The following is a 24,573-nucleotide window of genomic DNA, read 5'->3' on the forward strand; positions in this document are numbered from 1 at the left end:
CTGCCTTGAGGAGGCACAGATCATGGGGGATCTAGCAATAGATTTCTGTGGCGAATGGTACGAGCCATCGGATGAGGACATCTTCAACATCGGCCGTGAAGGCGACCTTGAGGTGGACGACAACCCGTACCTGCACCGGCAGTTCCTGCAGGTCGCCCGCTACGACGGCATCTGGTGGCTGAGCAACGTGGGCAGCATGCTCTCCGCCACCGTGGCTGACGCCTCCGGCGGCATGCAGGCCTGGCTGTCACCCGGTGCGCGGATTCCGCTGGTGTTCAGCCACACCAATGTCATCTTCACGGCGGGGCCCACCACCTACGAGTTCGCCGTGCACGTGAAGACGCCGTCTTTCCGGCAGGAAGCCCGCGAAGAAGCCGGCAACGGGGACACCACCATCGGCCCCGTGGTCTTCACGGACGCGCAGAAGGCGCTGATCGTGGCGCTCGCCGAGCCTGTGCTCCGGCGTGAGGGCACCGGTTTCAGCACCATCCCGTCCTCCGCGGCGGCCGCCAAGACCCTGGGCTGGGCACTGACGCGCTTCAACCGCAAGCTGGACAACGTCTGCGACAAGCTGGACCGGGTGGGCGTGGCGGGACTGCGCGGCGGCGGCGGCAAGCTGGCAACCAACCGCCGGGCACGCCTGGTTGAACACGCCGTCACCACTCACCTGGTGACACCCGATGACCTGTACCTGCTGGAGAAGATGAGGGGCGTGGACGAAGGATGAGGATCCGGCTGACACTCCGCCGCGAACCCGCCGACGCCAAGGACCTGGCCGTCACGGTGGACGGCATGGCCACCGTGGCCGACATCGCCACCGTGCTGTGGACGGCGGACCCCGCCCGTAAAGGCACCCCCGCGCCGGACAACCTTTCGCTGCGGATCGATGAAGCATTCGTGGGTGCCGGCATCAGCGGGAACATCCTGGCCCGGGAGGACAACCTCCTCGAATCAGGCCTGCGCCCCGGCTCGGTGGTATCGCTGGCCCAGGTCAGTGGGCAGTTCCACGAACCCGGGGCCAACCGGGGACCGGCCGCCGCAACCCTGCGCGTGTTGTCAGGGCCCGACGCCGGGCGCGAATTCTCGCTGCCCACCGGCACCAGCTACATTGGCCGGGACCGGGACGTGGACATCCGCCTGACGGATCCGCTGACCTCCAAACGGCACGCCCGGATCACGGTAGGCGAAGGCATCGAGATCGTTGACACCAACTCCGCCAACGGCCTGCTGATGGACGGGCTGCCCGTCACTAGGGCCACGCTGAACTCCTCCGACACGGTGACCCTGGGTGACACCACCGTCACCGTGGTGCCGCTGGGCCACAACCATGCGGCAGCGCCGACGTCGCCCCTGGTGGACTTCAACCGCTCCCCGCGGGTGGTGCCCCGCTTCGACGTCCCCAAGCGGGTTCTTCCTGCCGGGCCCAAGCGCCCCGAGGACCATCCCTTCCCCTACATCATGCTGGTGGCACCGCTGATGATGGGCGCGGTCATTTTCGCGGTCACGCAGAACGTGCTCTCCATGGTGTTCATGCTGATGATGCCCCTGTTCATCGTGGGCCACCACGTGGACCAGACAATGCGGACCCGGAAGCAGCAGAAGGAGCAGCTCAAGCAGTTCCGCGCCGCCATGGCCGCATTCCGGCAGGACCTTACGGAACTGCAGCAGGTGGAACGCGCGGTCCGGCTGCAGGAAGCGCCGTCCGTCAGCGACACGGTGGACGCGATTTACAAGCTGGGGCCGCTGCTGTGGACGCACCGGCCGGAACACCCGTCGTTCCTCGGCCTGCGGTTCGGGCTGGGGACCGCCCCGTCCCGCATCCCGTTGGAAGAGCCCTCCAGCAACGACACCGAGGTCCAGTACAGCCGCGAAATCCAGGACTGCATCAAGCAGTTCAGCGGGATCGAAGGCGTCCCCGTGGTGTCCCAGCTGCGCACCTCCGGCGCGCTGGGGATCGCCGGCGCCCGCGGCCTGGTGGACGACGTGGCCCGTGGCATGGTGCTGCAGCTGGTGGGACTGCATTCCCCGGCCGAGGTGGTCCTCACCGCCATCACGTCCGCCCAGTCCCGGGAGCGCTGGAACTGGCTGCAGTGGCTGCCGCACGTAGGCTCGGGCCACAGCCCGCTGGGCGGGGACCACCTTGCCGCGGGGTCGGCCGGCGGCTCTTCACTGCTGGCCCGCCTCGAGGACCTGGTCGACGCCCGGGAGGCGGCGGCCAAACGGTCAGGCCCGGACCTGCGCCCCGGCATCGACCCCGTAAAGCATGAGCCCGAAGAGCCGGTCCTTCCCTCCGTGCTGGTCATCGTGGAGGACGACGCCCCGGTGGACCGCGGCCGCCTGACCCGGCTGGCCGAACGCGGTCCCGACTCCGGCGTGCACATCCTGTGGGTGGCCACTGACATCCAGTCACTCCCGGCTGCCTGCCGTGACTTCATGGTGGTGGACGGCGACCACGGCACCACCACCGGCCAGGTCCGGCTGGGCCGCCACACCTACCCGGTCAGCTGCGAGAGCGTGGACGCGGAGCTCGCAGCACAGCTGGCCCGGATGCTGGCGCCCGTGGTTGACGTGGGCAAGCCGGTCAATGACGATTCCGACCTGCCCCGCGCGGTGTCCTATGCGGCCCTGATCGGCAAGGACTTCCTGGACAATCCGCAGGCCGTGGTGGAGCGCTGGACGGAAAACAACTCCCTGCACGCCACTGCCGTGGCCAACCGCAAGGACAACGGGACCCTCAGGGCGCTGGTGGGCTCCAAGGGCATCGAGCCGCTGTACCTGGACCTGAAGAACGAAGGACCGCACGCCCTGGTGGGCGGCACCACCGGTGCCGGCAAGTCCGAGTTCCTGCAGTCGTGGGTCATGGGCATGGCTGCGGCCTACAGCCCCGACCGGGTCAGCTTCCTCTTCGTGGACTACAAGGGCGGAGCGGCGTTTGCCGACTGCATCAACCTTCCACACACGGTGGGCCTGGTCACGGACCTTTCCCCGCACCTGGTGCGGCGGGCCCTCACATCCCTGCGCGCGGAGCTGCACTACCGCGAGCAGCTGTTGAACCGGAAGAAGGCCAAGGACCTGCTGGCCCTGCAGCGGGAGGCGGACCCGGAGGCGCCGCCGTACCTTGTGATCATCGTGGACGAGTTCGCCGCGCTGGCCAACGACGTGCCCGAATTCGTGGACGGCGTGGTGGACGTCGCCGCCCGCGGCCGCTCCCTGGGCCTGCACCTCATCCTGGCCACCCAGCGGCCGGCGGGCGTCATCAAGGACAACCTGCGCGCCAACACCAACCTGCGGGTGGCGCTGCGCATGGCCGACGAGGACGACGCCACCGACATCCTGGGGGTGCCGGATGCGGCCTACTTCGACCCCGCCATCCCGGGCCGCGGTGCCGCCAAGACCGGGCCCGGACGGATCCAGGGATTCCAGACCGGCTACGCCGGCGGCTGGACCACGGATAAACCGCAGCGCCCCCAGATCGACATCGTGGAGATGGCCTTCGGCTCCGGTCCCAGCTGGGAAGCGCCGGCACCCGAAAAGCCTGCGGCCCCGGAACCGGCCGGTCCCAATGACATTGCCAGGATGACCTCCACCATCGTGCACGCGGCGGACACCCTGGCCATCCGGCCGCCGCGGAAACCATGGCTGGACGAGCTGGCCAAGACCTACGACTTCTCCAAGTTGCCCAACCCCCGCACCGACGAACAGCTGCTGCTGGGCGTCGCGGACGACCCCGTCCACCAGGACCAGCCCACCGTCTTCTACGAGCCTGACCGCGACGGCAACATGGCCATCTACGGCACCGGTGGTTCCGGCAAGTCCGCCGCCCTGCGCGGCATCGCGATCGCCGCGGCCGTCACCCCGCGCGGCGGCCCCGTCCACGTCTACGGCATCGACTGCGGCTCTTCCGGGCTGCGGATGCTTGAGGAGCTTCCGCACGTGGGGGAAATCATCAATGGCGACGACGTCGAACGCGTCGGGCGGTTGCTGCGCCTCCTCCGGGACATCGCCGAGCTGCGTTCCGCGCAGTTCGCCGAGGTGCGCGCCTCCACCATCGTGGAGTACCGGAGGCTGGCCAACCGGCCGGACGAGAAGCGGATCTTCGTGCTGGTGGACGGCATGTCAGCCTTCCGTGAGGCGTACGAGCACAGCAAGCTTTCCGGGCTCTGGGACATCTTCCTGCAGCTGGCCACGGACGGCCGGACCCTGGGCATCCACCTGGTGGTGACCGGGGACCGGCCCAACGCCGTCCCCGCGTCCCTGCTCGCCTCCATCCAGCGCCGCCTGGTCCTGCGCCTGTCCTCTGAGGACGACTACATTTCCATGGATGTTCCCAGGGATGTCCTCACGGCCACGTCGCCCCCGGGCCGTGGGCTGCTGGACGGGCTTGAAGTCCAGCTGGCCGTCCTGGGCGGCAATTCGAACCTGGCCCTGCAGGCCCGCGAGGTCCATAAGCTCAGCGAAGCCATGCAGCGGCAGGGCCTGGAAACCGCCCCGGGCATTGAGCGTCTCCCCGAGCAGGTGGACCTGGATGTCCTGCCGGCCGGCAGCCCCGACCTGCCCGTTATTGGAGTGGACGACGAGTCCCTGCAACCGGCCGAACTCATGGCGCGCGGACCGTTGCTCCTGGCCGGCCCGCCGGGCTCGGGGCGCACCGTGGCGCTGGTCACCCTGGCCTACGCGCTGCGCCGGTCCAATCCCGCCACGGAACTGGTCTACGTCGGGTCCCGCCGGTCCGCCGTCGCGTCCCTCCCCATCTGGAACCGCGCCGTGGTGGGCCCGGACGACGTCGCCGAAGTGGTGGAGGACCTGGTGGAGCACTCCACCGGAAACCCTGGCACCGTGGCCTTCTTCATCGAGGGCCTCACCGAGTTCACCGACACCATCGCCGAGTCAGGAATGGCGCAGCTGGTGACGGCGTCCCTCAAAGCAGACCAATGGGTCATCGGCGAGTCCGAATCCTCCACCTGGTCCTCCGCCTGGCAGCTTGCCCAGCCCTTCAAATCGGGCCGCCGCGGCCTGCTGCTGAACCCGGGGGATATTGAGGGCGACAGCCTGCTCAACACGTCCCTGGGCCGGGTCAGCCCGGACTTCATTCCGGGCCGCGGGTACGTGGTGGGGCGGGGCAAGGCACGGAAAATCCAGGTGGCGCTCCCGCCCGAAAACCGGGACTGAACAGCGCCGATGAATGCGGGGGCCGCGATCCGTCGGGATTTGCGGCCCCGCAGGACGTTGTAGAAGACTACCGGGGACACCAGAAAGCCGCGGTGGGGGGACTGCGCGCATCGAAAGGTAGCAATGACCCCGTCCGCCCCGATCCTCCGCACTGTTTCGACGACGTCATCAGCAGCTGTCCTTGCCCTGGCCCTCGGCTTGTTTTCCACCGGTCCCGCGCTGGCTGCAACCGCGGACCCCTCTCCGACGGCAGGCACCCAGGCCCCACCAGACTGCGGTCTTGTCTGCGTGCCCATCCTTGCCGACAACCCCGACCCCGGCCGGCCCCGCAAATCCAAGGAGGCTGCCCAGCCGCCGGCCCAGCCGGCGCCACCCGCCGAGCCTCCCGCCCAGCCACTCCAGCCGCAGCCAACGGAGCCAGCCGCGCAGCCGCAGGCAGGCACTCCCGAACCGGCCGGGCCTCCCGCCACGGCAGCGGAACTCCCGGATGGGTCCGCCACCGGAACCACGTCACCCGCTGCCGGCTACCGGCCGCCGACCGGCCCCTCCAGCGGGGTGGACTGGAACAGCCCGGTCAACCGGACTCCCGGGCCTGCCCGGATGGCTGCCGCTGCTGCCCCTGCCCGTGACGAGGGCCCCGGCGGACCTGCGCTCCTGCCCATCGCCCTTGGAACGCTGCTGGTGGGCGTTTCCGCGGGCGCCTTCGCCTGGTGGAACCGAAACCGGAACCGGCTGCGCTCGCACTGACAGCGTTCACGCCGCCCTGCCCGCTGGCTGTCGCAGGTGTAAGGCAAGATAGGTCTGTGAGCACAGGACCAGGACCCGCAGAACAGACCGCCACCCGAACCGCGGAACCACACGAGCCCGAAGCCGTTCCCACCGAAGCCATCCGCGAGGAATACGAAAACCTCGCGGACCTGGTGCGGAAGTACCGGTTCGCGTACTACCAGGAGGACGCACCCCTGGTTTCGGACGCCGAGTTCGACACCCTCTTCCGCCGCCTCGAGGAGATCGAGGCGCTGCATCCGGAACTGGTGGCCAACGACTCGCCAACGCAGGAAGTGGGCGGCGAAGTATCCGCCGCCTTCGCGCCCGTGGAGCACCTGCAGCGGATGTACAGCCTGGAAGACGTCTTCTCGCTGGACGAGCTTGAGGCCTGGCTCAACCGGGCCGAGGCCAGCATCGAAAAAATCGGGGACGGCGGCACCAAGGCAGCCTGGCTTACCGAACTCAAGATCGATGGCCTTGCTGTCAACCTCCTGTACCGCGACGGCAGACTGGTGCGGGCTGCCACCCGCGGCGATGGAACCACGGGCGAGGACATCACCCACAACCTGCTCACCATCAAGGAAATCCCGCAGGAACTGCGCGGCAGCGGTTTCCCCGCCGAAATGGAGGTGCGCGGGGAGGTCTTCATCCCCTCCAAGGCGTTCGCGGAGTTCAACGAGGCCCTGATCGAAGCCGGCAAGGCACCGCTGGCCAATCCCCGCAACGCGGCCGCCGGTTCCCTGCGGCAGAAGGACCCCGCGGAGACGGCCAAGCGGCCGCTGAAGATGTTCGTCCACGGCATCGGCGCCCGCGAGGGGCTCGCGGCCGGCAGCCAGTCGGAAACATACGGGCTGCTCAAGGAGTGGGGCCTGCCGGTCAGCCCGTACTTCGAGGTGCTGGAGACCAGGGAAGACGTCCTTGGCTTCATCAAGCGCTACGGGGACCAGCGCCATAAGCTGCTCCACGAAATCGACGGCATCGTGATCAAGGTGGACGACTTTGCCACCCAGCGGGCCCTGGGCAACACCACCCGCGTTCCGCGCTGGGCCGTGGCCTACAAGTACCCTCCGGAGGAAGTCCACACCAAGCTGCTGGACATCCAGGTCAACGTGGGCCGAACCGGCCGCGTCACCCCCTACGGGGTCATGGAGCCGGTCAAGGTGGCCGGCTCCACGGTGGAAATGGCCACCCTGCACAACCAGGACGTGGTCAAGGCCAAAGGCGTCAAGATCGGCGACATCGTGGTCCTGCGGAAGGCGGGCGACGTCATCCCCGAAATCGTGGGCCCGGTGCTGGCCCTCCGGGACCAGCAGGACCCGCCCGTGCGGGATTTCGTGATGCCCACCGAATGTCCATCCTGCGGTACTCCGCTGGCCCCGGCCAAGGAGGGGGACGTGGATGTCCGCTGCCCCAACGCCAGGTCCTGCCCGTCGCAGCTTCGTGAGCGGGTGTTCCACGTAGCGGGCCGTGGCGCCTTCGACATCGAGGCCCTGGGCTGGGAAGCGGCCATTGCGCTGACCCAGCCGGCCGAACCTGATGTTCCGCCCCTGGCCTCCGAAGCCGGACTGTTCGACCTCACCCCCGAGGACCTGGCCGGCGTCCGGATCCGGAGGGAGAAGAAAACCAAGGGCGTTCCCACCGGCGACTACGAGCTGGTGCCGTACTTCTTCAGCAAGGGCACGGCCAAGTCGCCGTCCAGGCCCACCGCCACCACGCAGAAGCTGTTCAAGGAACTCGAAAAGGCCAAGACCCAGCCCCTGTGGCGGGTGCTGGTTGCCCTGTCCATCCGGCACGTGGGCCCGCGGGCGTCCCGGGCCCTGGCCCAGGCGTTCGGCTCCATGGACCGCATCCGGGCAGCGTCGGAGGAGGAGCTGGCCCATGTGGACGGCGTGGGTCCCACCATCGCCGCCGCGCTGAAGGAATGGTTCGCGGAGGACTGGCATCTTGAAATCATCGACCGCTGGGCCGCCGCCGGGGTGCGCATGGAGGACGAACGGGACGAATCCATGCCGCGCACGCTCGAAGGGCTGACGGTGGTGGTCACCGGCTCGCTGCCCAATTTCAGCCGCGACGAGGCCAAGGAGGCCATCCTGCTCCGCGGCGGAAAGGCGGCCGGTTCCGTTTCGAAAAACACCAGTTACGTGGTGGCCGGCGAAAGTGCCGGCAGCAAGCTGGACAAAGCAGAGCAGCTGGGGATTCCAGTGCTGGACGAGGACGGGTTCCGGCAATTGCTCGACGGCGGCCCGGCAGCCCTGGGGGATGCGACAGCCCTGGGGGATGCGGCAGCCCTGGGGGATGCGGCAGCGCCGGGAGCGGACGGGGACGCCAACGGGGAAGCGGCCGTACCGGCCGCAGTGGAGGAGAACGCATGACGTCCGCATCGGAACTGCTGGAGGTCGCCAAACAGGCAGCCGCTGCCGGTGCCAGGGTCCTTTCCGGCCGGGACGGCACCGCGCTGGACGCCAGCAACAAGGGGGCGGCCGGGGACTGGGTGACGGCCTTCGACGTCGCCGCCGAAAACGCGGTGCGGGACGTCATTGCCGCGGCCCGCCCGGGGGACAGCATCACCGGCGAGGAACAGGGCACCACCCGCCCCGCCGATCCCACCGGCTACCGCTGGTCCATCGACCCGCTGGACGGCACCACCAACTTCATCCGCAACATCGTCTACTACGCCACCTCCGTGGCTGTTGCCGACTCCGACGGCGCCTGGCTGGCCGGCGTGGTCAACGCCCCGGCGCTGGGCCGGATCTACTACGCCGCCCGCGGCCGGGGTGCCTGGCTGGAGGAGCGCGGAACCACCACCAGGCTTGAGGGCCCGGTCCCGGGCCGGACCGGGCAGATCCTGGCCACCGGATTCAGTTACGAACCCGGCATCCGCTCCCAGCAGGCTGCCGCCTTCGCCACCCTGATGGATGGGTTTGCCGATGTCCGCCGGCTTGGTTCCGCGGCCCTGGACCTGTGCATGGTGGCGGACGGAACGCATGACGCCTACGGCGAGAGGGGCCTGAACGAGCACGATTTCTCGGCCGGGGCGCTGATCGCGGAGGAAGCCGGCTGCTGGGTGCGCAGGCCACGCCTGACCAGCCCGCTCGACGGCGGTCCCACCGATGAGGAGCGGCTCGACGCTTGGACGTGCGCGGCCAGCCTGGAGCTGAGCGGCAAGTTTCCGCTCTAGGCGGCGCGGGAAGCCGGGCCGGCTCTGCAACACTGGCTCTGCAACACCGGCTCTGCAACACCGGCACTGCCCACTGGTACTGCACTGGTACTGCACTGGTACCGCTCACCCGTTCTGATAGTTCGATCACGGAAAGCGCGTTTCCGCCGGAACCTGGGCCGGGCGGCCACTACCATTGACGGGTGCAGCAGCAGCCAACCATCCGTCCCGCCGTCGAAGTCGACTTCCCGGCCATCGCCCGGATCACCGGCGACTCCTATCTCTCCGCAGGCTACTTCGACGACCCCGCCCATCCGTACATGGTCAAGATCATGGACGTTGCTGAACGGGCCCAACAGGCCACCATCTGGGTAGCCGAACGGGAGGGAACCGTCATCGGCTCCGTCACGCTGGCGCTCGCCGGGGAACCCTACGCGGACATTGCCCTGCCGGACGAGCTGGAATTCCGCATGCTGGTGGTGGACCCTGCCGTCCAGCGCAGCGGCGCCGGCCGGGCCATGGTGGAGGCGATCATCGATTATGCCCGTACCCTTCCGGGCATCCGCGCGGTGGCCCTGACCACGGGGAAAGACTGGGAAAGCGCGCACGGCCTGTACCGCAGGACCGGCTTCCACCGGGTGGCTGAACGGGACTGGTTCGTTCCCGGAACCGACACAAAACTGCTGGTTTACCGGCGCGACCTGTAGCAGCCCTACAGTGGTGGCGACCCATTCCAGCTTTGAAAGGCCACCCATGCGCAAAACCTTCGGCAGCGGATCCGTCTGGGAACAGACCCTCGGCTACTCCCGTGCCGTCCAGGTGGACAACACCCTCTACATTTCCGCAACCGCGGCAAGCGGTGACGACGGGATCGTGGGGGACGACTTCTACACCCAGACCCAGTACATCCTGCAGAAGCTCGGCAAGGTCCTGGCCGACGCCGGCTTCGGCTACGAGGACGTGGTGCAGTCCAAGCTGTACCTGACGGACATCAGCAAATGGGAAGAGGCCGGCCGGGCGCACGGCGAGGTGTTCGGTGACATCCGCCCCACCCTCTCCCTGGTCCACGTGCTGCCGTTCCTGGATCCGAAGATGCTTGTCGAGATCGAACTCGTCGCCCAGAAAGCTGCCTGACGCTCTCCCTGGACTACCGCGCCGGCCGGCCGTACCGGTGTTCCGGCCTGCCGGTGGTGCCGTAGCGGAGCTGGATGTCCACCGCGCCGTCGTCGGCCAGGGAGGACAGGTACCGCTGGGCGGTGGCCCGGGAGACGCCCACCCGGGAGGCCACTTCCGCGGCCGAGTACTGCTCACCGGGGGCCAGGGACTCCAGCACTGCCGCTTCGGTGGCGGAGCGGGGTTTCGACGACGGCGTGACATCACCCGGAATCAGGGAACGTTTTGCACGTTCCACCGCCTCCTGGTCCAGTGCCCCCGGCTGGCCCAGGAGGCGCCGGTACCGGGCATAGGAGCGCAGCTGCTGGGACAGCGACTCCGCAGCGAAGGGCTTGAGCAGGTATCCCAGCGCTCCCCGGCGGAACGCCACCCGGAGGGACGAGGCATCGGAGGCGGCGCTGAGGATGATGGTGTCCACATCCAGTTGCTGCAGCAGGTCCAGGCCCGATGCATCCGGCAGGTACACGTCCAGCAGCACCAGGTCCGGCCGCAGGCTGTGGATGGCCTGCAGCGCCAGGGAGGCAGTGCCCACGGGCGCCAGCGCCAGGAACCCTGCCACCGAGTCGACATACGTTGCGTGGAGCTTGGCCACATGGAAGTCGTCGTCCACGATCAGGACCCGAAAATCGTCAGCCATTCTCATCCTTTCCGGCTGCCCCCGGGGTTGTGGCGGCGGGCTTTCCCGCCGTCGTCTGCGGAAGGGTCGCCATGAACACGGCGCCCGGCCCGCCCTTGGTTCCGCGCTCCAGCACTTTCACGTCGCCGCCGCGGCGCCGTGCCAGCTGGCGCGCGAGAGCCAGTCCGAAGCCCTGTCCGCCACCTGCCCGGACAGGGCCGGAGGCCGTGGTGAAACCCTCGGCAAACACGCCCTCCGCGTCTGTGCCTTCTGCCAGCCCGTCACCCGAGTCCGCCACCACGATATGCAGCGTTCCGCCGTCGTCGGCCGGCTCATCCAGGACCTCAAGCTCAACCCAGCGCTCCGTTGATGACCCGGCAACGGCGGCGTTGACGGCGTTGTCGATCAGGTTGCCCAGCACCGTGGTCACGTCCTGGGCTTCGGTGACCTGCCCCCTGACCAGGGTCTCCGGGCCGATGCGGAGCGCAACGCCGCGCTCGTCCGCCTCCACGCCCTTGGCGCCGACGAAGGCCTGGAGATACGGGTCCTGTAACAGTTCCGCCTGGTCCACCGGGAACTTCAGCGGACCGGTGGCGGCCAACCGGGCAAGGTAGTCCCGTGCCTCCTGGTGCTGCCCGATGCCCAGGAAGCCGGCCAGGGTGTGCAGCTGGTTGGCGAACTCGTGCCGCTGGGCACGCAGTGCGGTGGACATGGTTCCCACGGCGTCCAACTGGCGGGTCAGCTGCTGCAGCTCGGTGCGGTCCCGCAGCATGATCACCCAGCCCAGGTCCTCCCGGCGGTGCAGCGCCTTGCGGGCGTTCGCCACCAGGACCCGGCCACCGGCCACCAGTTCCAGCGCATCCACGGCCGGACCGGCGGAGTTTGCAGCAGTCACGGCGCCTGGAACTGCCACAGCGCCTGGAACTGCCACAGTGCCTGCCGCGGTCCGCGTAAGGGACTTCAACTGCTCCGGAACCGGGGCATCCTCCCACCGGGTGCCGGACAGATCCGGCAACTCCAGCAGGCGCTGCGCCGCGGCGTTGAAGACGCTCACCCGGCCGTCGGCACTGACGCCGATGACGCCGTCGTCCACGCCCTGCAGCACCGCCACCTGGTCGTGGACCAGCGTGCTGATCTCTTCCGGCTCCAGGCCAAGGGTGAGCCGCTGCAGGCGGCGGCGCAGCAGGAAGGACCCCAGGATCCCGGCCAGCAGGGCACCCGCGGCAGTCAGCGCCACCGGCCCGATGTCGCGGGCCACGCTCTGGGCCACCGTCTCCATGGAGTAGCCCACGCTCACCTCTCCCACCACCGTGGTGCTGCCGGGCGCATACACGGGAACCTTGGCGCCCGCGGAGGGGCCCAGGGTTCCGGTGTTCCGGGTGGTGATCTCCTGGCCGGACAGCGCCTCGGACGGGTCCGTGCTGACTTTCTCACCCAGCCGCTGGGGATCGGGATGGGCCAGCCTGATCCCGGTTTCGTCGGTGATCACCACGAACAGCGCTCCGGTCCGGGTCCGCGCTGCCTCGGCTGCTGACTGGAGCGGCCCGGCCAGAAGCTCGCCGGGCGGGGGAGTGCCGGGCTGGTCACTGATGGCCAGCACGTCGGCCCTGACCTGCGGATCCGAGGCAACGGTGCGCGCCAGCGTCAGGGCCTGGTTTTCGGCGTCGCTGCCAACCCGGTCGTACGTCAGCCAGGCATGCACGGTGGCGCTGAGCAGCACCACCAGCAGCACCACCGCCAGCTGCAGCAGCAGCGTCTGGGTGGAAAACCGCAGCGGCGGCCGGGGCACGGAACGCTGCATTCATCCTCCTTGACGGTGTATTGGCAGTGTATTGGCAGGGGTGTGTTTGCGTAGGATGCGGGTGCGGTCGAGCCGGTGGTTTCAGCGCATCAGGCCCGTGAGCACAATGAGCAAAATGCTCCCAATAAGCAGTATGCCAATCAATTGAGCCAAAGGCACTGCCGTGACGGACGCCACCCTACAGTCTGTAGCACGCATCACAACGCTGTGGTGCTGTTCACAAGAAGGAGCCGGCTGTGCTGGTAATACTTGGATTCGCCATGATCGCGGTATTCATGGTGCTGATCATGACGAAGAAGTTGACGCCAGTGCTGGCGTTGATCATTGTCCCTACTGTTTTTGGCCTTTTTGCCGGTGCCGGCCTCGGCATTGGCGACATGGTGATGGACTCCATGAAGTCCATGACCTCCACCGCGGCGCTGCTGATGTTCGCCATCATCTACTTCGGCCTGATGATCGACGTCGGGCTCTTTGACCCGCTGGTGAAGTTCATCCTCCGCAAGCTGGGCAACGACCCCGCCAAGGTTGTCCTGGGCACCGCCATCCTGGCGGCCGCCGTGTCGCTGGATGGCGACGGGTCCACCACGTTCATCCTCACCACGGCCGCCATGCTGCCGGTCTACCTGCGCCTCAAGATGAGCCCCGTGGTCCTCACCTGCGTGGCCGGCCTGGCCAACGGCACCATGAACATCCTGCCGTGGGGCGGCCCCACCGCCCGCGCCGCCACCGCCCTGAAGATCGACGTCAATGACGTCTTCGTCCCCATGATCCCGTCCCTGGTGGCCGGCCTGGTGGTCGTGTTCGCCTTCGCCTGGCTGCTGGGCCTGCAGGAGCGCAACCGCCTCCGTGCCACCGCTCCGGAAATCTGGGGCGTCCCGGAGACGGCGGCAGGGTTTGACGGAATGTCCGCCGGCGGTGCCTCCGCCGGCGGAACCGGCGGCACGGGTGCCGGAACCGGCCGCGGACGCCAGGGCAACCCCGGCGGAGCAGCCCCCGCCGTCGACGGCTCCCCGGCAGGATCCTCCGTGGCCGTACTGGACCGCGCCGACACCCTCATTGAGGACAGCGGCGCCGGACTCACCGACACCGCCCTTGACCCGAACCGCTCCACCCTTCGCCCCAAGCTGTTTTGGTTCAACCTGGCCCTGACCGTCGCCGTCATGGTGGTGCTCGTAGCCAACATCATCCCGCTGCCGTTCGTCTTCATGGTGGGGGCCGCAGTCGCCCTGCTGGTCAACTTCCCCAAGGTCAAGGACCAGGGCGCCCAGCTGATCGCCCACGCCCCCTCCATCGTTGCCGTGGTCAGCATGGTCATGGCCGCAGCCGTCCTCACCGGCGTCCTCAAGGGCACGGGCATGGTGGAAGCGATGTCCGCATGGCTGGTCCAGATCATCCCGTCCTCCATGGGCCCGTTCATGGCGGTCATCACCGGCATCCTGAGCATCCCCATGACGTTCTTCATGAGCAACGACGCCTTCTACTTCGGCGTCCTGCCGGTGCTGAGCGAGACCGCCGCCCACTACGGCGTTGGCGCCGCTGACATGGCCCGTGCCTCCATCACCGGCCAGCCGTTCCACCTGCAGAGCCCGCTGGTCCCTGCCATCCTGCTGCTGGTTTCGCTGGCCAAGGTGGACCTCGGTGACCACCACAAGAAGGTCCTGTGGCGCACTGCCGTCATCTCCCTGGTAATGCTCGGCGTCGGGCTGCTGACTGGAGCCATTGGTATCGGTTAGTCTTTAGCTGCCCGCGCTCCTGTCCCCGAGGCAGGACCGGGTAGGTAAGGTGCCCGTCTGACGCCCGCTGGGGGCCGTCAGACGGGCATCTGCGTTTCCGCACTAGACTGGATCGGAAAACAATCCGAACTTTGCAGGGGAGATCCATGGCTGCGATCAACCGTGACGACGTCGCGCATCTCGCGCGGCTCGCTCACATCGAGATGAGTGCCGAAGAGCTGGACAGGATGGCCGGCGAGCTCGCCGTCATCGTCGATTCGGTCAAGTCCGTCAGTGAGGCCGCCGGGGATGACGTCCCGGCCACGTCCCACCCCATTCCGCTCACCAACGTGTTCCGCGACGACGTTGTTGGACACACCTTCACGGCGGAACAGGCACTCTCCGGCGCCCCGGATTCCGATGACAACCGTTTCAAGGTCCCGGCCATCCTGGATGAGGCATAACCATGACTGAACACAACACCGCCGGCACCAGCGCCGACACCCTGATCCGCCTGTCCGCCGCGCAGCTGGCCGAAAAGCTCCACGCCGGCGAGGTCACCGCCGTCGAAGTTACCCAGGCCTACCTGGACCGCATCGCCGCCGTCGACGGCAAGGTCAACGCCTTCCTGCACGTCAACGCCGAGGAAGCGCTCGCCGTCGCCGCCGAGGTGGACGCCATCCGCGCCGCCGGCGGTGCTGAGGCCCAGGCCCTGCACGTCCTGGCCGGCGTCCCCATCGCCGTCAAGGACCTCATCGTCACCATCGGCCAGCCCACCACTGCAGGGTCCAAAATCCTCGAAGGCTGGCACAGCCCGTACGACGCCACCGTGGTGGAGCGCCTGCGCGCCGCGAAGATGCCCATCCTTGGCAAGACCAACCTGGACGAATTCGCCATGGGCTCCTCCACCGAGCACTCGGCCTACGGCCCCACCCGCAACCCCTGGGACCTGGACCGGATCCCCGGCGGCTCCGGCGGTGGCTCGGCTGCGGCGGTTGCCGCCTTCGAAGCGCCTCTCGCCCTGGGAACGGACACCGGTGGCTCCATCCGCCAGCCCGGTGCCGTCACGGGAACCGTTGGCGTGAAGCCCACCTACGGCAGCGTCTCCCGCTACGGTGCCATCGCCATGGCCTCCTCGCTGGACCAGATCGGCCCGGTCACCCGCACCGTGCTGGACTCCGCCCTGCTGCACCAGGTCATCGGCGGCCACGATCCCCGCGACTCCACGTCGCTGCCGGACCCCTTGGCAGACCTCGTGGCTGCCGCGAAGACCGGCAACGTCGATGGCCTGCGGATCGGCATCATCAAGGAACTTCACGGCGAGGGCTACCAGGCCGGCGTCGAAAACCGCTTCAACGACGCCCTGGAGCTGCTCAAGGAAGCCGGCGCGGAGATCGTGGAGGTCTCCTGCCCCAACTTCCAGTACGCCCTGGGCGCCTACTACCTGATCATGCCGTCCGAGGCCTCCTCCAACCTGGCCAAGTTCGACGGCGTCCGGTACGGCCTGCGCGTCCTCCCCGAGGACGGGCCTATGACCATTGAACGCGTCATGGGTGCCACCCGCGCCGCCGGGTTCGGCGACGAGGTCAAGCGCCGCATCATCCTGGGCACCTACGCCCTGTCCGCCGGCTACTACGACGCCTACTACGGCTCGGCCCAGAAGGTCCGCACCCTGGTGCAGCGGGACTTTGACGCCGCCTTTGAACAGGCCGACGTCCTGATTTCACCCACCGCCCCCACCACGGCCTTCCCGCTGGGGGAAAAGCTGGACGATCCGCTGGCCATGTACCTGAACGACGTCGCCACCATCCCCGCCAACCTGGCAGGTGTTCCCGGCCTGTCACTGCCCGGCGGCCTGGCCGACGAGGACGGACTTCCCGTCGGCATCCAGCTGCTGGCCCCGGCCCGCGAGGACGCCCGCCTCTACCGGGTTGGCGCGGTGCTCGAATCGCTGCTCGAAGCCAAGTGGGGCGGCCCGCTGCTGGCCCAGGCTCCCGACCTTGCCGCAGCCGGTACCCTCGAAGCCCAGGAGGCAAAATAATGAACACCGAGGCAATCCTGAGCTTCGAAGAGGCCATGGAGAAGTACGACCCCGTCCTGGGCTTTGAGGTCCACGTGGAGCTCAACACCAAGACCAAGATGTTCTCCTCCGCACCCAACGTTTTCGGCGACGAGCCCAACACCAACGTCAACGAGGTGGACCTGGGCATGCCCGGCGTGCTGCCCGTGGTCAACAAGACGGCGGTGGAGTCCTCCATCAAGATCGGCCTGGCGCTGAACTGCAAGATCGCCGAATCCTGCCGCTTTGCCCGGAAGAACTACTTCTACCCGGACACCCCCAAGAACTTCCAGACCTCCCAGTACGACGAGCCCATCGCGTACGACGGCTACCTGGACGTGGAACTGGAGGACGGCACCGTGTTCCGCGTGGAGATCGAGCGCGCTCACATGGAGGAGGACGCCGGAAAGCTGACCCATATGGGCGGTGCCACCGGCCGCATCCACGGCGCCGACTTTTCGCTGGTGGACTACAACCGTGCCGGCGTCCCGCTGGTGGAAATCGTCACCAAGCCCATCGAGGGCGCCGGCTCCCGCGCCCCGGAACTGGCCAAGGCCTACGTGGCCGCCATCCGCGAGATCGTCAAGAACCTTGGCGTCTCCGATGCCCGCATGGAACGCGGCAACGTGCGGTGCGACGCCAACGTCTCGCTCCGCCCGCACGGCCGGGAACGGTTCGGTATCCGGTCCGAAACCAAGAACGTGAACTCGCTGCGCGCTGTCGAGCACGCCGTCCGCTACGAGATCCAGCGCCACGCCGCCGTCCTGGACTCCGGCAATCCCGTGGTCCAGGAGACCCGGCACTGGCACGAGGACACCCGCACCACCACGTCGGGCCGGCCCAAGTCGGACGCGGACGACTACCGCTACTTCCCGGAACCGGACCTGGTCCCCGTGGTGGCGTCCCGTGAATGGGTGGAGGAACTGCGCGCCACGCTGCCAGAACCGCCGGCCGAGCGCCGCAAGCGGCTCAAGGCCGACTGGGGCTATTCTGACCTGGAATTCCGCGACGTGGTGAACGCCGGCGTCCTGGACGAGATCGAGGAAACCATCGCGGCCGGCGCGTCCGCGTCCGTGGCCCGCAAGTGGTGGATGGGCGAGATCGTGGGCCGCGCCAAGGCCGCCGACGTCGACCCCGGCCAGCTGGGCGTCCAGCCCGCAACCATCGTGGAGCTCAACCGCATGGTGGAGGCCGGCAAGATCAACAACAAGATGGCAACGGAAGTGCTGGACGGCGTGCTCGCCGGCGAAGGCACCCCCGAAGAAATCGTCGAGAAGCGCGGACTCGCCGTGGTTTCCGACGACGGCCCCCTCCTGGAAGCCATCGATGCCGCACTCGCTGCCCAGCCCGACGTCGCGGACAAGATCCGCGGCGGTAAGGTCCAGGCCATCGGCGCCATCGTGGGCGGGGTCATGAAGGCCACCCGCGGACAGGCCGACGCCGCCCGAGTCCGGGAACTGATCCTGGAGAAGCTGGGCGTCACCGTCTAGCACTCCCATACCCAACTGGGTCGCAGCAGATGTCGTTTTGAACGCTGATAACGACATTAACTGCGACCCAGTTGGGCTTTAAGTACTCAGGTGCCGCCGGCTGAAAGTACCCGTGGCTGCGCGTCCGCGGCGGACTTACACTTGAGCCCACGGGGCGCTGGTGCCCCGGCGGCGTGCGGGAGGAACAACCATGGTGGCAAGGGAACCGATGAGGGCGCGCAAGGCATTGCTTGCCGGGGCAGTGGCACTGGCGTTGACGGGTACAGGGACGGCCCTGGCGTGGTCCGCCACGGGCACGCCGACGCCGTCGCCCTCGCAAACGGCACCAGGCAAAGACACGGCACCAGGCAAAGACACTGCACCCGGCCAGCAGGACAAGAAGGACCAACAGGACAAGCAGGACAAGAAGGCCCAGCGTCCGCAGGCACTCCACGGCGAGGGCGTGGTCAAGAACGCCGACGGCACGTTCCAGACCGTCCTGGAACAGCGTGGCACGGTGGAATCGGTCAGCGATTCGGCCATCACCGTCAAGAGCGAGGACGGCTACTCCCAGACCTACGCCGTCAACGCCGATACCAGGATCACCATGTTTCCAACAGGCGACGACGGCAAGCGGCTTATGCCGACGGACGGAACCACCGCAGACATCGCCGCCGGGGACACAGTACGCATCTCCGGCACCAAGGACGGGGACAAGGCAGCAGCAAAACGGATCGTGAAGGGCGCCGGTGACGGGCCTGGCCTTGGATTGGGACGCGGCCACGGCCTTGGACACAAGATGGGCAAGGGGAACCACCAGGACGACGAAGGGGCATAGCGTCCGGTTGCCCCTTGAGCTGCCCCTCCAGCGCGGGTTGAGCCCAGGTCAGCCCTGCCGCACCAGTCCGGCCATGATGTCCTCCAGCGCCTCGCAGACCATCACCACCGCCCGCCGTTTCAGGTTTTCCGGCCTGGCCAGCAGGTCTATCCTGCGGCGCGTGCTGATGCCTTCCAGGGGCCGCAGCACAATGCCCGGGTTCAGGACCGGCCCTGCCGTATACCTGGGCAGCAGCCCCACCACGCCGCCCGCGGCCACGAGCGCCGCCACCGTGAAGTAGTCGTTGATGCGGTGGACGATGTTTGGCTCCCGGCTGGACACGGCAGCGACGGCAGACAGGACATCGGCGGGGGAGTAGCCGGGGTGGCTGGTCACCCAGGCCTCGGCGCCGACGTCGTCCGCCGTGACCGTATCTTTTTGGGCCAACGGGTGGCCGGCGGGCAGTGCCACGTCCAGGGGCTCGTGCGCCAGCGGGATCACGGCCACGCGTTCCGCGGGCCAGCGGGGACTGTGGTCCATGCGGTGCGCCAGGACCAGGTCGTACCGGGCGGTGAGGGCAGGGAAGTCCTGCTGGGCAACATCCTCATCGGACAGTTCGATCCGGGGGTGTTCCGGCCGGTCCAGCATCCGTGCCAGCGGCGCGAACAGCGCCTGCCCGGCACTGTGGAAGCCGCTGAGCGTCACCCGGCCAGCCGGCGAGTGGTGGTAGGTGCCCAGGGCTCCGCGGGCGTCGGCCATGGCGCTGACGACGGCGGCGCCTGCGTCGGCGAGCACTTGGCCGGCTTCCGTGAGCACCAGGTTCCGGCCCTCCTTGCGTGTCAGCGGCACCTCGACTGTGCGCTGCAGGTGGGCCAGTTGCTGCGAGACCGCAGACGGGGTCACCATGAGGGTGTCTGCTACGGCCTTCACGCTCCCCAGGGCGCCCAGTTCACGCAGGATCTCCAGCTGATGTATCTCCACCCCGCCAGTCTAATCATTAGCAATTCCTAAATCGTTGATTGAGAAAATTCCTGTTGTGCTAACGCTTCGCCGAGGCTTCAATGAGGAGGACAAGACCTCCAGATCTGAATGCCAAGAAGTAAGGACGCCAATGAAGGCCCTGTACAAGCCCGGCCCGCAGGCCGGATTCGAACTCGTCGACAGGCCCGAGCCGGAGGCCGGTCCGGCGGACGTGAAGATCCGGGTCATGACCACCGGGATCTGCGGCACGGACCTGCACATCCAGTCCTGGGACTCCTGGGCCCAGGGGATCATCGAAGCGCCCCTCATCGCCGGCCACGAGTTCTACGGCGAAGTGGTGGAGGTGGGCGAAGACGTCCGCGAAGTCAAGGTTGGCGACAGGGTCTCCGGGGAAGGCCACGTGGTGTGCGGCATTTGCCGGAACTGCCGCGCAGGACGCCGCCAGATGTGCATCCACACGGTCAGCGTGGGGGTCCAGCGCGACGGGGCTTTCGCCGAGTACGTGGTGATCCCCGAGACCAACGCGTGGGTCCACCACGACGCCTCCGTCACGCCCGAACTTGGCGCCATCTTCGACCCCTTCGGCAACGCCGTGCACACCGCACTGAGCTTCCCGCTGGTGGGGGAGGACGTCCTCATCACCGGGGCCGGCCCCATTGGCCTGATGGCAGTCGCCGTCGCCCGCCACGCCGGAGCCCGCAAGATCGCCATCACCGACGTTTCCCGGCCCCGGCTGGACCTGGCCCGGCAGCTCGGGGCCGACCTCGCCATCGATGTCTCCACCACGCGGGTCCGCGACGCCCAGCGCGAGCTCGGCATGCGCGAAGGCTTCGACGTCGGAATGGAAATGTCCGGCCACCCCTCCGCCCTGCCTGAGATGATCGACAACATGAACCACGGCGGCCGGATCGCCATGCTGGGGCTGCCCAGCCAGGAAATCATCATCGACTGGGGCAAAGTGGTCACCCACATGCTGACCCTGAAGGGCATCTATGGCCGGGAGATGTACGAAACCTGGTACGCCATGAGCGCCATGCTCTCATCCAACCCGGTGCTCCATGCGGGCATCTCCGCCGTGGTCACGGACACGCTTCCCGCCACGGACTGGGAGAAGGGCTTCGACATTGCCCGCAGCGGCGTGGGCGGCAAAGTAGTCCTCGACTGGACCCGACTGTAAGGAAACCCATGTACACCTCCATCAAGGACCAGCTTCGCGACGAGCTGGAGGAAATCCGCACCGCCGGGCTCTACAAGACTGAACGCAGCATCAGCTCGCCGCAGTCCAGCCACATCACTGCCGGACAGATCGGCGCGCCGGGTGCCGACGTGCTGAACTTCTGCGCCAACAATTACCTGGGCCTGGCCGACCACCCGGACATCATCAATGCAGCCAAGGCCGCCATGGATGAGCGCGGCTTCGGCATGGCCAGTGTCCGTTTCATCTGCGGAACCCAGGACCTGCACCTCAAACTTGAGGCCAGGGTTTCCGCTTTCCTGGGTACCGAGGACACCATCCTGTTCTCAAGCTGCTTTGACGCCAATGGCGGCGTCTTCGAATCCCTCTTCGGGTCCGAGGATGCGGTCATTTCGGACGCCCTCAACCACGCTTCCATCATCGACGGCATCCGGCTGTGCAAGGCGCGCCGCTACCGCTACGCCAACCAGGACATGGCCGAGCTCGAGGCCCGCCTGCAGGAGGCGCAGGACGCCCGCCGGAAGATCATCGTCACCGACGGCGTGTTTTCAATGGACGGCTACCTGGCTCCGCTCGAGGCCATCTGCGACCTCGCCGAAAAGTACGGCGCCCTGGTGATGGTGGACGACTCCCACGCCGTGGGCTTCATGGGCGCCACCGGCGCGGGCACCCCCGAACACGCCGGCGTGTCCTCCCGCGTGGACATCTACACCGGCACCTTCGGCAAGGCCCTGGGCGGGGCGTCAGGCGGCTACGTGTCCGGCCGCAGGGAGATCATAGCCATGCTGCGGCAGAAGGCGCGCCCCTACCTGTTCTCCAACTCGGTGGCCCCCGCCATTGTGGCCGCCACCCTCAAGGCTCTGGACCTGGTGGAAAACTCGGCCGACCTGCGCCGCCGTCTCTTCGAAAACGCCGAACTGTTCCGCCGCCGCATGACCGGGGAGGGCTTCGACCTGCTGCCCGGCGAACACGCCATCGTGCCGGTGATGTTCGGCGATGCCGTGATGGCCGCCAAGGTTGCCGACCTCATGCTGCAGCACGGCGTCTTCGTCACCGCCTTCAGCTTCCCCGTGGTTCCGCGCGGTGCCGCGAGGATCCGGGTGCAGCTGTCCGCCGCCCATTCAGCGGACGACGTCGAAGCGTGCGTTCGTGCCTTCGTCGCCAGCCGCACCGAAGCAACAGCCTGACGAAAGTTCCACCGGCCACGAACTCTGCAAGGATGGACGGATGGCAGCACATTACGATGTCCTGATCGTGGGCGGCGGCATTGCCGGCCTGTCCCTGGCCTCCGCGCTGGCCGGCCGCTGCAGCGTGGCACTGGTGGAGGCGGAGCAGGAGCTGGCGTACCACACGTCCTCCCGCTCCGCCCGGCAGCTGATCCCGAGCTACGGCCCTCCCGTGGTGCAGGAACTCACGCTCCGGACCCTGGAACTGATCGCGGCGCGGGACGCGGAACTGCCGGAACCGGTCCTGACGCCGCGCAGCTTCATGCTGATCGGCTCCGAGGCCGATGTTGCCGCGGAATCCAGCGGGCACATGCAGCCCATCGCTGTTGACCGCGCGCTTGAGCTGTGCCCGGCCCTGCTCCCGGGAACCTTCGCCGCCGCCGGACTGGATACTGGCTCGTTTGGCTGCAACGCGCCCCTGCTCCTGGACACGCACCGCAAACAGGCACTCGAGGCCGGAGCCGATATCATCACCGGCGCACGGGTGCATTCGGCGCAACGGCTGGGTTCCGGATGGCAGGTGGGTGCCGGGGCCGAGGGCTTTGAAGCCGGCGTCCTGGTCAATGCAGCCGGGGCATGGGCTGATGAGCTCGCAGTGATCAGCGGCGTCGAGAAACTGGGACTGCAGCCGTACCGGCGCACTGCGGCGATTGCCGCCGTCGAACGCCCCCTGCCTGCCGCCACCCCGATGGTGGCGGCAGCGAACAATACCTTCTACTTCCGCCCTGACGGTGACGACGTCCTGGTTTCGCCGTCCGAAACCGTGCCCAGTGGCCCCGAGGACGCGCGGCCCCGGCCAGGCGACGTGGAGCGCCTGGTGGAAAAGCTGAACTCCATCACCAGCCTGGGGATCACGGGAATCCGCCGCGCCTGGACCGGCCTGCGCACTGAGGCCGCCGACGGGGTTCCGGTGGCGGGCTTCGACGCCGAAGCCCCCGGTTTCTACTGGCTGGTGGGGCAGGGCGGCTACGGCTTCCAGACCTCCGCTGCGATGGCCGAGCTCGCCGCTGACCAGATCCTCGCCGGCCAGGGAGCGTCCGGAGGTGCCGCCGCCGACGGTCCGGAATCCCGGACAGCGCAGGCCCTGGCTGCCAGCCGCTGGTCCATCCGACGCTGAAGAATAGTCCCATGAGCACCCTGATCACCAATATTGCCGAGCTGATGACCCAGGACCTTGAACACCGGGTCCTGAAGGACGCGGCGGTAGTGGTCGAGGGCGAACGGATCTCCTGGATCGGCGCCGCGGCCGAGGCCCCGGCGGCGGACGAAGCCATCGACGCCGGCGGCCGCGCCATGCTCCCCGGATGGGTGGACTCCCACAGCCACCTGCTGTTCGCCGGGGACCGTACCGCGGAATTCGAAGCACGGATGGCGGGGGAGGCGTACGCTGCCGGAGGCATCGCCGTCACCATGAACGCCACGCGTGCCACGTCGGACTTTGACCTCACCCGCCTGGCCATGGGCCGGGTTGCCGAGGCAGTCTCGCAGGGGACCACTTACCTGGAAACGAAGACCGGCTACGGCCTGGATATCGGGAACGAGGCCCGCAGCGCGCGTATCGCCGCCGGCGTGGCGGACCAGGTGACCTACCTGGGCGCCCACCTGGTTCCTGCCGGACAGGACCCGGAGGAGTACACAGACCTGGTCTGCGGACCGATGCTTGATGCCGTCCGCCCCTACGTCCAGTGGGCCGACGTTTTCTGCGAGGAGGGCGCGTTTACTGCCGAACAGTCCCGCCGCGTGCTGACGGCCTGCCGCGACGCCGGACTGGGCCTGCGCGTGCACGGCAACCAGCTGGGTGAGGGCCCCGGCGTGCAGCTTGCCGTGGAGATGGCGGCCGCCAGCGTGGACCACGTCAACTACCTGGCAGGGCAGGACGTGAAGTCCCTTGCGGCTTCCTGGTCCGGGTGGGACCCCGCCACCGGCACAGGCGAGCGGGGCACTGTGGCCACCTGCCTCCCGGCCTGCGACCTCTCAACCCGCCAGCCGCTGGCCCCGGCCCGCACGCTTCTCGACGCCGGTGTGCAGGTGGCGCTCGCTTCCAACTGCAATCCCGGAACGTCGTATACAAGTTCCATGGCATTCTGCGTCACCACCGCCGTCCTCCAGATGCACCTGAGCGTGCATGAGGCCGTCCGCGCCGCCACCCATGGCGGCGCACTGGCGTTGCACAAGGAAAGCGGGCGCGATGCGGACGGTGAACGCGCCGTGGGGTCCATCGCCGTCGGGCACCGCGCCGACCTGCACCTGCTCAACGCCCCGTCCGCAACGCATCTCGCTTACCGTCCCGGCATGCCATTGACGTACGCTGTGTGGCGGGCCGGAGCCAGGGAGCGGTAGGTCCATACCGTTTTTTTTGATTGTTCCTGACTGTTTTCCTTGAGTTATAATCAGGAAACGTCATCGATCGTGGTGGCTGATGTACGGAAA

General features: G+C 67.9%; 19 protein-coding genes. 16 read left to right on the top strand and 3 right to left on the bottom strand.

The genetic code is table 11. The features are described 5' to 3' along the window. Window positions 1–22: 22 nt before the first annotated feature. From LDO86_RS06635 to LDO86_RS06665, 7 genes are all read left to right on the top strand, one after another. Complete coding sequence (locus LDO86_RS06635) at window positions 23–727, top strand: hypothetical protein (RefSeq protein WP_018771884.1); 705 nt, start codon at window positions 23–25, stop codon at window positions 725–727. Continuing rightward, window positions 724–5,169, top strand: a complete 4,446-nt coding sequence (locus tag LDO86_RS06640; protein WP_224084393.1) for an FtsK/SpoIIIE domain-containing protein — start codon at window positions 724–726, stop codon at window positions 5,167–5,169. Before LDO86_RS06635 ends, LDO86_RS06640 begins: the two co-directional genes overlap by 4 nt. A 123-nt stretch (window positions 5,170–5,292) precedes the next feature. Continuing rightward, complete coding sequence (locus tag LDO86_RS06645) at window positions 5,293–5,916, top strand: hypothetical protein (RefSeq protein WP_223994567.1); 624 nt, start codon at window positions 5,293–5,295, stop codon at window positions 5,914–5,916. A gap of 140 nt (window positions 5,917–6,056) precedes the next feature. Further along, a complete protein-coding gene (ligA, locus tag LDO86_RS06650) occupies window positions 6,057–8,309 on the top strand; it encodes an NAD-dependent DNA ligase LigA (RefSeq protein WP_223995156.1) in 2,253 nt (750 codons plus the stop codon). Further along, complete coding sequence (locus LDO86_RS06655; protein WP_018771887.1) at window positions 8,306–9,115, top strand: inositol monophosphatase family protein; 810 nt, start codon at window positions 8,306–8,308, stop codon at window positions 9,113–9,115. Before ligA ends, LDO86_RS06655 begins: the two co-directional genes overlap by 4 nt. Window positions 9,116–9,297: 182 nt before the next feature. Beyond that, window positions 9,298–9,801 (top strand): GNAT family N-acetyltransferase, encoded by a 504-nt coding sequence (locus LDO86_RS06660; protein ID WP_223994569.1) that lies wholly within the window; start codon window positions 9,298–9,300, stop codon window positions 9,799–9,801. Between the two features lie 46 nt (window positions 9,802–9,847). Then, on the top strand, window positions 9,848–10,228 hold the full coding sequence (locus LDO86_RS06665; protein ID WP_223994571.1) for a RidA family protein: 381 nt from the start codon (window positions 9,848–9,850) through the stop codon (window positions 10,226–10,228). Between the two features lie 13 nt (window positions 10,229–10,241). Here the strand turns inward: LDO86_RS06665 and LDO86_RS06670 are convergent, their stop codons facing one another. Together LDO86_RS06670 and LDO86_RS06675 are read right to left on the bottom strand one after the other, a co-directional pair. Further along, window positions 10,242–10,904 carry a response regulator gene (locus LDO86_RS06670; protein WP_223994573.1) on the bottom strand — a complete coding sequence of 221 codons (663 nt, stop codon included), beginning with the start codon at window positions 10,902–10,904 and terminating at the stop codon, window positions 10,242–10,244. Next, window positions 10,897–12,684, bottom strand: a complete 1,788-nt coding sequence (locus LDO86_RS06675; RefSeq protein ID WP_223994575.1) for an ATP-binding protein — start codon at window positions 12,682–12,684, stop codon at window positions 10,897–10,899. Before LDO86_RS06675 ends, LDO86_RS06670 begins: the two co-directional genes overlap by 8 nt. Window positions 12,685–12,920: 236 nt before the next feature. Between LDO86_RS06675 and LDO86_RS06680 the strand changes: the two genes are divergently transcribed. From LDO86_RS06680 to LDO86_RS06700, 5 genes are all read left to right on the top strand, one after another. Beyond that, window positions 12,921–14,417, top strand: coding sequence for an SLC13 family permease (locus LDO86_RS06680; protein ID WP_026266170.1), 1,497 nt, complete (start codon window positions 12,921–12,923; stop codon window positions 14,415–14,417). A gap of 146 nt (window positions 14,418–14,563) precedes the next feature. Beyond that, window positions 14,564–14,860 carry an Asp-tRNA(Asn)/Glu-tRNA(Gln) amidotransferase subunit GatC gene (gene gatC / locus LDO86_RS06685; protein WP_018763018.1) on the top strand — a complete coding sequence of 99 codons (297 nt, stop codon included), beginning with the start codon at window positions 14,564–14,566 and terminating at the stop codon, window positions 14,858–14,860. A gap of 2 nt (window positions 14,861–14,862) precedes the next feature. Then, the gene (gene gatA, locus LDO86_RS06690) at window positions 14,863–16,437 is read left to right on the top strand and encodes an Asp-tRNA(Asn)/Glu-tRNA(Gln) amidotransferase subunit GatA (protein ID WP_018771893.1); all 1,575 of its coding nucleotides are present in this window, start codon (window positions 14,863–14,865) and stop codon (window positions 16,435–16,437) included. Continuing rightward, window positions 16,437–17,945 (top strand): Asp-tRNA(Asn)/Glu-tRNA(Gln) amidotransferase subunit GatB, encoded by a 1,509-nt coding sequence (gatB, locus tag LDO86_RS06695; RefSeq protein WP_018771894.1) that lies wholly within the window; start codon window positions 16,437–16,439, stop codon window positions 17,943–17,945. Before gatA ends, gatB begins: the two co-directional genes overlap by 1 nt. Before the next feature lie 190 nt (window positions 17,946–18,135). Continuing rightward, window positions 18,136–18,762, top strand: coding sequence for a DUF5666 domain-containing protein (locus LDO86_RS06700; RefSeq protein WP_018771895.1), 627 nt, complete (start codon window positions 18,136–18,138; stop codon window positions 18,760–18,762). 48 nt (window positions 18,763–18,810) lie between these two features. Here LDO86_RS06700 and LDO86_RS06705 read toward each other — a convergent pair whose 3' ends face one another. After that, the gene (locus LDO86_RS06705; RefSeq protein WP_018771896.1) at window positions 18,811–19,722 is read right to left on the bottom strand and encodes a LysR family transcriptional regulator; all 912 of its coding nucleotides are present in this window, start codon (window positions 19,720–19,722) and stop codon (window positions 18,811–18,813) included. A gap of 130 nt (window positions 19,723–19,852) precedes the next feature. Between LDO86_RS06705 and tdh the strand changes: the two genes are divergently transcribed. From tdh to hutI, 4 genes are read left to right on the top strand one after another with little or no spacing between them, the layout of a single operon-like run. Further along, window positions 19,853–20,899 (top strand): L-threonine 3-dehydrogenase, encoded by a 1,047-nt coding sequence (gene tdh, locus LDO86_RS06710; protein WP_018771897.1) that lies wholly within the window; start codon window positions 19,853–19,855, stop codon window positions 20,897–20,899. A gap of 8 nt (window positions 20,900–20,907) precedes the next feature. Further along, on the top strand, window positions 20,908–22,104 hold the full coding sequence (locus LDO86_RS06715) for a glycine C-acetyltransferase (RefSeq protein WP_018771898.1): 1,197 nt from the start codon (window positions 20,908–20,910) through the stop codon (window positions 22,102–22,104). A gap of 40 nt (window positions 22,105–22,144) precedes the next feature. Continuing rightward, complete coding sequence (locus LDO86_RS06720; RefSeq protein WP_018771899.1) at window positions 22,145–23,260, top strand: FAD-dependent oxidoreductase; 1,116 nt, start codon at window positions 22,145–22,147, stop codon at window positions 23,258–23,260. A gap of 11 nt (window positions 23,261–23,271) precedes the next feature. Continuing rightward, window positions 23,272–24,483, top strand: coding sequence for an imidazolonepropionase (hutI, locus tag LDO86_RS06725; RefSeq protein WP_018771900.1), 1,212 nt, complete (start codon window positions 23,272–23,274; stop codon window positions 24,481–24,483). Window positions 24,484–24,573: the final 90 nt, after the last annotated feature.

This window comes from Arthrobacter sp. StoSoilB19 (genome assembly GCF_019977275.1).
Taxonomy (GTDB): Bacteria; Actinomycetota; Actinomycetes; order Actinomycetales; family Micrococcaceae; genus Arthrobacter.

Coding starts and splice junctions, on each gene's coding strand:
- LDO86_RS06635 (WP_018771884.1), top strand. CDS start 23: ATGGGGGATCTAGCAATAGATTTCTGTGGCGAATGGTACGAGCCATCG.
- LDO86_RS06640 (WP_224084393.1), top strand. CDS start 724: ATGAGGATCCGGCTGACACTCCGCCGCGAACCCGCCGACGCCAAGGAC.
- LDO86_RS06645 (WP_223994567.1), top strand. CDS start 5,293: ATGACCCCGTCCGCCCCGATCCTCCGCACTGTTTCGACGACGTCATCA.
- LDO86_RS06655 (WP_018771887.1), top strand. CDS start 8,306: ATGACGTCCGCATCGGAACTGCTGGAGGTCGCCAAACAGGCAGCCGCT.
- LDO86_RS06665 (WP_223994571.1), top strand. CDS start 9,848: ATGCGCAAAACCTTCGGCAGCGGATCCGTCTGGGAACAGACCCTCGGC.
- LDO86_RS06670 (WP_223994573.1), bottom strand. CDS start 10,904: ATGGCTGACGATTTTCGGGTCCTGATCGTGGACGACGACTTCCATGTG.
- LDO86_RS06675 (WP_223994575.1), bottom strand. CDS start 12,684: ATGCAGCGTTCCGTGCCCCGGCCGCCGCTGCGGTTTTCCACCCAGACG.
- gatC (WP_018763018.1), top strand. CDS start 14,564: ATGGCTGCGATCAACCGTGACGACGTCGCGCATCTCGCGCGGCTCGCT.
- gatA (WP_018771893.1), top strand. CDS start 14,863: ATGACTGAACACAACACCGCCGGCACCAGCGCCGACACCCTGATCCGC.
- gatB (WP_018771894.1), top strand. CDS start 16,437: ATGAACACCGAGGCAATCCTGAGCTTCGAAGAGGCCATGGAGAAGTAC.
- LDO86_RS06700 (WP_018771895.1), top strand. CDS start 18,136: ATGGTGGCAAGGGAACCGATGAGGGCGCGCAAGGCATTGCTTGCCGGG.
- tdh (WP_018771897.1), top strand. CDS start 19,853: ATGAAGGCCCTGTACAAGCCCGGCCCGCAGGCCGGATTCGAACTCGTC.
- LDO86_RS06715 (WP_018771898.1), top strand. CDS start 20,908: ATGTACACCTCCATCAAGGACCAGCTTCGCGACGAGCTGGAGGAAATC.
- LDO86_RS06720 (WP_018771899.1), top strand. CDS start 22,145: ATGGCAGCACATTACGATGTCCTGATCGTGGGCGGCGGCATTGCCGGC.
- hutI (WP_018771900.1), top strand. CDS start 23,272: ATGAGCACCCTGATCACCAATATTGCCGAGCTGATGACCCAGGACCTT.